We start from the raw sequence: 9701 nt of genomic DNA on the forward strand, positions 1-9701 counted from the left end.
CGGCCGGCGGCGGGCACCAGAGTCGGCGCCATGACCGACAACCTCAAGGGCCGTACCGCCATCGTCACCGGAGCGTCCAGCGGCATCGGCGCCGCCACCGCCACCCTGCTGGCCGCCAGAGGTGCCAGGGTCGCGCTGCTGGCCCGCCGCGAAGAGCGGCTGACCGGCCTCGTCCAGGAGATCAAGCAGGCGGGAGGGGAGGCGATCGCCGCCGCCGCCGACGTGGCCGGCTCCGCTTCCGTGGCCACGGCCGTCGAGCGGGTGCTCGGCGTCTTCGGCGGGGTGGACCTCGTCGTCAACAACGCCGGAATCATGCTGCCCGCCCCCGCCGAGCAGGCCGACCTCGCCGACTGGGAGAGCCAGATCGACGTCAACGTCACCGGCGCGCTCCGCGTCGTCCACGCGCTCACGCCCTCCCTGCTGCGGGCGGCGGCCACCGGGCCCGCCGACCTGATCAACATCTCCTCGATCGCCTCGCACGTGCCCTTCCCCAGCTTCGCCGCCTACACCGCGAGCAAGGCCGCCGTCACCCACCTGTCCGCGACCCTGCGCGCCGAACTCGGCGGCCGCGGGGTGCGGGTCACCGCCGTCGAGCCGGGGATCGTCGCCACCGAGCTGCAGGGGCACGTCACCGATCCCGCGGTCAACGAGTGGCTGGACGGGGTGATCGGCAGCATCCAGGTGCTGTCGGCTCAGGACGTGGCGGAGGTGATCGCGTTCACGGCGGCGCAGCCGGCACACGTCAATCTCTCGCGGATCACCGTGTATCCGACCCGGCAGGCGTGACCGGGGTGGCCTCCACCAGGGCGGCGAGGTGGGCCCGGCGGGAGATGCCGAGCTTGGCGTAGACGCGCGCCAGGGTGTTGTTGACGGTGGCGACCGACACGCCGAGCCGCTCGGCGATGACGCGGCTGCTGTGCCGGGCGGCCAGCAGCGCCACCTCGCGTTCGCGGCGGGTGAGCAGCCGGGAGATCTGCTCGCGTTCGAGCAGCGGTGTGACGGCGCCCTCGCATTGCGCGCGCAGCTCGGCCGCCCGCTCGCGAGCCGTCGTCACCTGACCGCGCAGTCCGGCCTTGCGGTGCACGCCGGCCGCGCCGGTGGCGGCTTCGGCGGCCAGCAGGCACTGGCCGAGCCGGGTGAAGGAGTCCGCGGCGACGGACAGCGCATGGGCGTCGCCCCGCCGGTGCCCCCGCGCCGCGGTCACCAGCGCACGGCTGAACGGCGTGCCGAGCACCGCGTCGAGCCGCTCCAGCCGCGCGCAGTCGGCGGCGCCCCCGAGCCGGAGCACGTCGTAGCAGGCCAGCGCCTCCACCGTGGGCAGCCCGATGCTACGCGCCAGGTCGGCGGCGTAGAGGGCGGCCATCGACGCGTCCGTGAGCCGGTTCTCGGCGGCCAGCGTCCAGGCGTTGGCGAGGGCCGTCCACGGGGAGAAGAGCCGGTTGACCTCGGCGGCGGTCTGCTCCGCGTGATCCAGCCAGCTCCGCGCGCCCTCGGCATCGCCGGTCAGGGCCGCGGCCGTGGCCAGTCCCGCCGTGAACGTGCGGGTGAGCCGGAGCGTGTCCCGGCCGTCCAGCCCGCTGATCGCCTCGCGCAGCGACCTGCCGGCGCTGACCGGCCTGCCCGCCGCGCATTCCACCAGGCCACGGAAGCCCACATGTCCCACCGCCATGAGCGGACTGCGGCCGGACAACACCCGGTGGTATCCGTCGTCGGCGACGGTCCACGCCGCCCGCACCTCGCCCATGACCAGGAAGGCCAGGCAGCGGGCGATGTCGAGTTCGACCACCCCCCAGGGCAGCTCGGCCGTGTTCGCCCTGGCCAGGGCCTGCCCGCGATCGTGGTACCCGGCCGCCTCCTTGGCCAGCCCCAGGAAACCCGCGGCCGCGGTGGCCGCTGCCAGGGCCCAGATGAGCGCCTGCGTGCCGGCCCGGCCGCCGTTCAGGAGCGACTCCGCGACATCCAGTACGGCGGCGCACCGGCCGTCGTACAGCAGGATCCACGATCGGATCCCTTCGGCGAGGTCCTCGCCTGGCCGGCCGCGCAGGAGATCCAGCGCGCGCTCGGCCGCCACGGCGTCGCCGTACCCCCAATAGGTGGTCTCCGCGCGGGCCAGTGCCCACCGCAGCAGCTCCTCGTCATCGGACGGGGGATCCTCCGGCAGTACGGCTGCCGCCTCGGCGCTGCGGCCCCGGTATTCCAGCACTTCGGCGAGCAGGGCGTCGGCGTGGACAGAGGGCTCGGCATCCCGGGCGGCACGGGCCAGGCGTTCGGCCAGGGCGAGATCCGCCCGGTCGATGGCCTGCCGGGTGCCGTGCCGTACCACGTCAGGACGCACCACCGCGCCCCCGTTGACCTGCCAGACGGCGGCGCGCAGCAGATCGTCCCGCCGCCGCAGCGGGGTGGCGAGCAGCGCCTGGGCCAGCCGCCACCAGAGCTGCCTGGCCCGGCCCACCGGGATGCCCGCGCGCACCACCTCACCGTAGAGGGGGTGGCCGAGCCGTACCTGCACGCGATGTCCCTCACGCTCGCAGACCGCCAGCCCGTGCGTCTCCGCCTCGTCGATGACGGCCGGATCCACGAGCTGGGCGAGCAGAGCGTGGGGGAGCGGCTCCCCGCACGCCAGGAGCTCCGCCACCAGGCGTGGCCCCGCCGCGAGCGGATCCAGGCGGTTCGCGAGAAGCTGCCGGATCGCGCCCTTGGGACGGTAGTCGCCGGTGAAGCGCCACACGCCGTGATGAAGCCGCAGGGTCCGGTCGGTGAGCGCCGTCGACATCAGCTCGCGCAGCGCCAGCGGATTGCCGGCCGCCAGGCCGCGCAGACGGACCCGGCTCGCGCCCTCGAGGTCTCCGTCCAGCGCGTGGTCGACCAGCTGGTCGACCGCCGTTTCCGGCAGGTCCGGCAGGTCGAGCCAGGGCGCCTGGCCGTCCTTCCACAACACCGTGATCGTCTCGCACGACTCGCCGGACCGGCACGTGGCCACCACGAAGGCCAGCCGCTGCGCGGCGAGCTGGCCGATCAGGGCCGCCGATCCCGGGTCGAGGAGGTTGGCGTCGTCCACGCCGATGACCACCCGGCGCCCCTTGCCGCACGCGTGCATCCGGGCGGCCGCCGCCGTCAGCACCGACAGGCCCTCCCGCTCGTTCTCGCAGCGCCAGCCCGCCGGAAGCAGGCCGGCCACCGCGCCGAACGGGATCGAGGCCAGCGCGTTCGTCGCGGCCACCCATTCCGTGTGGAACCCCTCCGGCCCCAGCAGCGCGACGACCTCCCGCAGCAGGCGGGTCTTGCCGATGCCCGCCTCGCCCGAGACCACCACCCCGACCGCCTCACCCTGGCTCAGGCACGACCGGATCATGCCCAGTTCCTCGTCCCGTCCTACGAATGGCCAGCTCCGCATGAGTACCTCCGCTGACCATTCGCCACCGGCTCACCCGCGGATGAGCGGGACAAGGGGCCGCCGGTGATGAATCGGGGCCGGGACGGCGGCGCCCGTGATGAATCCCGCTGATCTACCAGCCCCGGCGGCCCGGACATAGCTTCGGCACGTTCCCCCAGCCCGATCAACGGAAAGGAAGCCATGAAACGCATCATCGCCGTCCTGGCGCTCCTCCTCGGAGGCATGGCGGTATGGCCCACCGCGCCCGCCCATGCGGTCGACTACCTCCAGTTCCGCAACGTCGCGCTCAACGACTGCCTGACCCTCGTCGGATCCGCGACGCACGACAGGGCGTGGATCGGCCACTACCCGTGCGACGGCTCGGACGGCCAGAAGTGGCGGATCGAGAACGTGGGCTCGGAGCAGGTCTGCGTCGAGGACGACTGGCTGTTCAGGTTCTGCATCAGGTGGGACACGGTGGCCGCCTTCCGCATCCACAGCAAGGTGACCGACAAGTGCGTCGACCTGTCGGACAGGAAGACCGAAAGCGGGACGAGAGTCCACCAGTACTCGTGCTCCGACCACAACTCCCAGAAGTGGTTCTTCATCAACAACAACGACGGTAGTCAGAAGATTCTGAGCGTTCACGCCTCGAACTCGCGGGCGAAGACCGTCGCACTGGAACCGAGGTGGGACGATCCGAACAAGGCCCAGATCTGGACCGGCAACGGAACGGCCCTCCAGACCTGGCAGCGGATCCTCGGCTGACCCGTGCCCGTGCCGCGCCGCGCCGGGGAAGGCATCCTTCCCCGGCGCGGCGTCGTCATCACCCGCGGCCCGAGCTGCGCCCGTCCGCGGAACAGGGCCCCGGCCTTGCGGCGGACGCACATGTCACACGTCGGGACGTGGCTACTGCTGGTCCTCCACTGAGCCGTTTCCCGGTCACGCCCGGTTCTCACGCGGACGAGCCTCAGGTCCGGGTTCAGCCTGCGAGCCGGTGCGTGCCCGTCACGGATGCGGTCCGGTTCCGTGCGGCCGTCCTGAAGCCACGTCCAGTGCGAGCGGGGCATACATACGTCTGCCGCTGCCGGACCGGGTCAGGGGTTTCTGATCTCGGACGTCTGGCGATGGGTGATCTCGTTCGCGCGCCGGGCGAAGTCGAGGAGCAGGGCGAGCTCCGCGTCGGTGTACTCCTCGATCAGGGCGGTGTAGTCCCTGCTGAACTGCGTCAGGATCTCCTGTAGTCCGGCATAGGCGCCGTCGCGGAGAAGCTCCACGCGGACCTGCCGCCGATCGTCCGCATCGCGAACGCGGCGGACGAACCCGCCCTTCTCCAGCCGGTCGATGACCGCGGTGATGGCGCCCCCTCTGGACAGTCCTATCCAGTGGGCGAGCTCGCCCGCGGTCATCGGCCCCTGTTTGTCGAGCAACGCCAGGCAGTTCACGTCGGTCACGTTGAGTCCCGCCCTGGCGGCCATCGCCGCGTGGAACAGGACCGCACGGGTGGCCGCCAGCTGATTCTCCTTGTACAGAGCCACAACGGCTTCTGCGCGTTCCGTCATCGGGTTATTCTCTCTAATATAGAGACACTCTATTATCGTTAAGCTCGAATCTCGTTTCAATTCCAGTGTATCTGGAGGACACTGTGATCACGCCCACCGAGGCACGCGTCACCCCTGCTCGTCCATGGCTTGTTCTGAGCGTGGTGCTCACGGCCACCTTCATGGACCTGATCGACGCCACCATCGTGAGCATCGTGCTTCCCCGCATCCAGGAAAGCCTCGGCGCCGACTTCGCCGCGGCCCAGTGGATGCTGGCCGGCTACTCCCTCACCTTCGCGCTCACCCTCATCACCGGCGGCCGCCTTGGCGACATCTACGGCCGCAGGCGGATCTTCCTGATCGGCGTGGCCGGGTTCACGCTCGCCTCCATCGTCTGCGGCGCCGCCGGCAGCCCGGTCGTGCTCATCGTCGCCCGGCTCGTGCAGGGGCTCATGGCCGCCCTCATGGTGCCTCAGGTCCTCTCGGTCATCGTGATCATGTTCGAGGCCGAGCGGGCCAGGGCGTTCGCGCTGTACGGCGCGGCGCTCAGCCTGGCCAATGTCAGCGGACCGCTGCTGGGCGCCCTGCTGACCCAGTTCGACGTGCTGGGACTGGGCTGGCGGGCGATCTTCTACGTCAACGTCCCGATCGGCTTGTTCGCGTTCGTCGGCGCCGCCCGCCACATGCCCGAGTCACGCTCCTCCCACCCGCTCCGGGTGGACCTGCTCGGCATCGCCCTGGTCAGCGTCGTCTCCTTCGCGCTGATGTTCCCGCTCATCCAGGGGCGCGAGCTGGGCTGGCCCGCCTGGAGCATCGTCATGATGGTCGCGGCGCTGCCCGGCCTGGCCCTGTTCGCCGTCTCCCAGCGGCGCGCCGCCGCACCCCTCGTTCCCCCGAGCCTGTTCCGGCAGCGGTCGTTCGTGGTGGGGCTGGTCCTGCTGCTCATCGTGTTCACCGGGCTGGCCTCGTTGTTCCTCGTGCTCAACTACGGCCTCCAGCTCGGCCTGGGCTGGTCGCTGATCGCCACGGCGCTCACGGGCCTCGGGTGGCCGATCGGCATCACCCTCACCTCGGGGATCGCCCAGCGCTTCGCCGCGACTCACGGCCGGTTGCTGATCATAATCGGGCTGCTGGTCATGACGGCCGGCATGGTCGTCCTCATCATGCTCATGGAGTCCAACGGCACCGGCGTCTCCTACTGGACCATCACGCTGCCCATGCTCGGCATGGGGCTCGGCATGGGCCTGTGCGTGTCGATCCTGACCAATGTGATCTTGGCCGACGTGCCGCCCGACAGCGCGGGTGCGGGCTCCGGAGTGCTCAACGCCGTCCTGCAACTTGGCGCGGCCATCGGCATCGCCGTGGTCGGCGCCCTCTTCGCCGCCGCGGCCGCCGGCGGAACGGGCGCGCTCCTTTACTCCGCGGCCTCGGACACGCTGTGGTACAACGCCGCGGCGTTCCTGGTGGCGGCCGTGCTGGCCGTGCTCCTGCCGCGCACGGCCAGAGGGGCCCAGGGGTGAGCCTTACGCCACCCGGGCCTCGCCCCCCGCCGAGCACGTCCGGGCACCCTCGCCGGGTTCACCGGCCCGAGCGATGGCGGCTCGGTGACACCCCGCGGACCCGTTTGAAGGCCACGCTCAGCGCGAACGGGTTGGCGTAGCCGACGCGCCGGGCGACCGCGTCGATGGTGGCGTCGGTGGAACGCAGCAGATCGGCGGCGAGCGCCATGCGCCAGCCGGTGAGGTAGGCCATGGGTGGCTCGCCCACGAGCGTGGCGAAGCGGCGCGCGAACGCCGCGCGCGAAACGCCCACCTTGCCGGCCAGCAGGGCGACCGTCCAGGGATGGGCGGGGTCGCCGTGGATCAGCTGCAGCGCGGGGCCGATCAGCGGATCGCTCTGTGCTTGGTACCAGCCGGGCGCGTGGGCCTCGGGGCGGGCGAACCAGGCGCGCAGGGTCGCGATCAGCGCCAGGTCCAGGAGCCGGTCGAGGACGACCTGCTGGCCGGGCCCTTCGCCGTTGACCTCCTGCGCCAGCAGTTCCATGATCGGGGACTGCGCGCTCGACCGGGGGACGAGCACGATCTCCGGCAGGGCGTTCAGGAGCCGCTCGCTCACCTCCCCGGCGACCTGGTAGGTGCCGCTGGCCACGATCGCCGACCCGCCGGGGCCGTATCCGGTCGTCCGCGGCCCGAGCCGAAGCCGGTCGGTGACGTCGGCGCCGTCCAGGGTGGTCATGCGGTTGCCCGGTTTGACGACGATCTCCGGCGGGGTGGCCGGGTCGTCGCCGATCGTGTACGGCTTCGGCCCTTTGATGATGGTCACGTCCCCGGTGCGCATCAGCACCGGCTCGCCCTCGTCGGGCACGATCCAGGCGTGCCCGCGCAGGGTGGTGGCGAGGGCGAGGGTGGCCTCGTCGGCGATCCGCAGTGACCACGGCGGTTCGAGGATGGCCTGGCAGAACGCCGCGCTGCGGGCACGGACTCCGTCGAGGAGGTCGGCAAGCGGATCCACCTCGCCATCGTAGACGGACAGAAATGCGAACGAGCGTATTGAATATGGATCGTCTTCCTGTGGACGGGTTCACTGGGTGGTGACTCACCTAGACGACTCACCGGAGGACACCGATGTACGCGATCACCGGAGTGACAGGCCACGTCGGCGGTGCGGCGGCCCGCGAACTCCTGGCCAAGGGAGAAGCGGTGCGGGCCGTGGTCCGCGACGAGGCCAAGGGCGGGGCCTGGTCACGGGCGGGCGCCGAGCTCGCCGTCGCCGACTTCGGCGACAGAGCAGCGCTGGCGGGGGCGTTCCGGGGGGCCCGCGCGGCATTCGTCATGCTGCCGACCGACCCGGCCCTGGCCGACGCCGACGCCGACCATCGGCGGCTGGCCGACTCGATCGCCGGAGCGGTCCTCGACAGCGGGGTCCCGCACGTGGTGATGCTCTCGTCGATCGGAGCGGAACTGGCCGAGGGCACGGGCCCGATCCGCTGGCTCCACCACATGGAGAACCGGCTGCGGGAGACGGGCGTGACCCTGACCGCGATCCGGCCGCCGCACTTCCAGGAGAAGGTCGAGGCCGTGCTCGGCGCCGCGCGCGAGCTCGGCGTCTACCCGGTCTTCGCCGACTCGGCCGACGTGCCCATCCCGATGGTCGCGACGCGCGACGTCGGCGCGGTGGTCGCCGAGGCGCTCTCGGCACCGGCCGAGGAGGTCATCGGCCTGGACGGCCACCACTACACCGAGCGGCAGGTGGCGGAGGAACTGGGCGCCGTCCTCGGCAGGACGCTGGAGGTGGTCACCGTCCCGCAGCCGGAATGGGCCGGCCTGATGGTGCGGGAGGGTGTCCCGCCCCAGCTCGCCGAGGAGCTCGCCGGCCTGTACGACGCCGAGCGGCGCGGCATCCTCCAGCCCAGTGGCGACAGGCGCGTCACCTGCCCGACCGAGCTGGGCGAGACGCTGCGCCATCTGGTCAAGGCGGCACCGGGCCGCTCATAGGCGGTCGTGCCGTCACCTGGCCTTCATCGGCCGCTCCCAACGAGAGCCGCCGATATTGGCCGACCGGACAGATCCTGGCCCGCCGCGCTTCAGCATCCTGGTGCGATGCCCCGAAAAGGAAAAGAAGACGCCTCCACCGCCGCGATGATCGCCGACATCGAGCGGCTCGTGCGCTGCGAGTCCCCGTCGGAGGACCTGGCCGCGGTCGGGCGCAGCGCGAAGGTGGTCGCCGAGGTCGGCGCCCGGCTCCTGGGCGCGGAGCCGGAGCAGGTGGTGGTGGCCGGCCGTACCCACGTGCGCTGGCGATTCGGCGGCGAGCCCCGCGTGCTGCTGCTCGGGCACCACGACACGGTGTGGCCGCTCGGCTCGCTGCGGACGCATCCCTTCGACGTCCGCGACGGGCTGCTGTACGGACCGGGGTGTTTCGACATGAAGGCCGGGCTGGTGATGGCCTTTCACGCGCTGGCAGCGCTGGACGTCCGCGACGGCGTGACCCTCCTCGTCACGGGAGACGAGGAACCCGGGTCCCCCTCCTCACGCGAGCTCATCGAGGACGAGGCCCGCGGATGCGCCGCCGCGCTGGTTCTGGAGGCCGCCGGGCCCGGAGGGGCGCTGAAGACCGCGCGCAAGGGCGTCTCCCGCTACGAGGTGCTGGTGCGGGGACGGTCCGCGCACGCGGGACTGGAGCCGGAGCGCGGCGTCAACGCCGGGGTGGAACTGGCCCGCCAGGTCATGACCGTGGCCGGGCTCGGCGATCCGGTGCTGGGCACGACCGTGACGCCGACCCGCCTGGAGGCGGGCACGACGGTGAACACGGTGCCCGGATCGGCGTGCTTCGAGGTCGACGCCCGGGTCTGGGAGGCCGCCGAGCAGGTCCGTGTCCATACCGCGATGCTGGGGCTGCGGCCTTCGCTCGAAGGCGCCGGCCTGGACGTCAGGGGTGGTCAGAACCGGCCGCCGCTGCCCGCGGCGGCGTCGGCCGGCCTGTTCGAGCGGGCTCGCCGGCTCGCGGCGGAGCTCGGGCTCGGCCCGCTCACCTCGGTGGCCGTGGGCGGCGCCTCCGACGGCAACTTCACCGCGGGCGTGGGCACGCCGACCCTCGACGGGCTGGGCGCGGTCGGCGGCGGGGCGCACGCCGACGACGAGCACGTGGTCGTTTCTGCGCTGCCGGGACGGACGCGGCTGCTCACGGCCCTGGTCGCGGACCTGCTCGCGCCGAATGCGGCCCGGAAGGGGCCAGTCCGGCCGAGCGGATAGCATCCTTGCGTCATGTCGTACGAACACCGTCCCACC

8 protein-coding genes and 1 pseudogene are annotated in these 9701 nt (G+C 72.0%); 5 read left to right on the top strand and 4 right to left on the bottom strand.

Translation table 11 applies throughout. The features are described 5' to 3' along the window. Positions 1-30 precede the first annotated feature (30 nt). A complete protein-coding gene (locus FVE25_RS19180; RefSeq protein ID WP_157248316.1) occupies positions 31-786 on the top strand; it encodes an SDR family oxidoreductase in 756 nt (251 codons plus the stop codon). Here the strand turns inward: FVE25_RS19180 and FVE25_RS19185 are convergent. Continuing rightward, entirely contained in the window at positions 758-3394 is a 2637-nt protein-coding gene (locus tag FVE25_RS19185) for an AAA family ATPase (protein WP_157248317.1), read from the bottom strand. The two genes, FVE25_RS19180 and FVE25_RS19185, sit on opposite strands and share 29 nt — an antisense overlap. A 180-nt stretch (positions 3395-3574) precedes the next feature. Between FVE25_RS19185 and FVE25_RS19190 the strand changes: the two genes are divergently transcribed. After that, complete coding sequence (locus tag FVE25_RS19190; RefSeq protein ID WP_157248318.1) at positions 3575-4141, top strand: RICIN domain-containing protein; 567 nt, start codon at positions 3575-3577, stop codon at positions 4139-4141. 152 nt (positions 4142-4293) lie between these two features. Here the strand turns inward: FVE25_RS19190 and FVE25_RS57025 are convergent. Next, a pseudogene (locus FVE25_RS57025) lies at positions 4294-4443 on the bottom strand (RNaseH domain-containing protein); the annotation flags it as partial. Positions 4444-4470: 27 nt separating this feature from the next. Further along, a complete protein-coding gene (locus tag FVE25_RS19195) occupies positions 4471-4935 on the bottom strand; it encodes a MarR family transcriptional regulator (RefSeq protein ID WP_219825559.1) in 465 nt (154 codons plus the stop codon). A gap of 83 nt (positions 4936-5018) precedes the next feature. Between FVE25_RS19195 and FVE25_RS19200 the strand changes: the two genes are divergently transcribed. Further along, positions 5019-6434: an MFS transporter gene (locus FVE25_RS19200; RefSeq protein ID WP_246267160.1), complete on the top strand. Its 1416-nt coding sequence runs from the start codon at positions 5019-5021 to the stop codon at positions 6432-6434. A 58-nt stretch (positions 6435-6492) separates the two neighbouring features. Here the strand turns inward: FVE25_RS19200 and FVE25_RS19205 are convergent, their stop codons facing one another. Continuing rightward, positions 6493-7425 carry an AraC family transcriptional regulator gene (locus FVE25_RS19205; protein WP_157248319.1) on the bottom strand — a complete coding sequence of 311 codons (933 nt, stop codon included), beginning with the start codon at positions 7423-7425 and terminating at the stop codon, positions 6493-6495. Between the two features lie 113 nt (positions 7426-7538). Between FVE25_RS19205 and FVE25_RS19210 the strand changes: the two genes are divergently transcribed. Together FVE25_RS19210 and FVE25_RS19215 are read left to right on the top strand one after the other, a co-directional pair. Further along, entirely contained in the window at positions 7539-8408 is an 870-nt protein-coding gene (locus FVE25_RS19210) for an NmrA family NAD(P)-binding protein (protein WP_157248320.1), read from the top strand. Between the two features lie 105 nt (positions 8409-8513). Continuing rightward, a complete protein-coding gene (locus FVE25_RS19215) occupies positions 8514-9665 on the top strand; it encodes a M20 family metallopeptidase (protein WP_181019628.1) in 1152 nt (383 codons plus the stop codon). Positions 9666-9701 lie beyond the last annotated feature (36 nt).

Source organism: Nonomuraea typhae, from assembly GCF_009760925.1.
Classification (GTDB): Bacteria; Actinomycetota; Actinomycetes; order Streptosporangiales; family Streptosporangiaceae; genus Nonomuraea; species Nonomuraea typhae.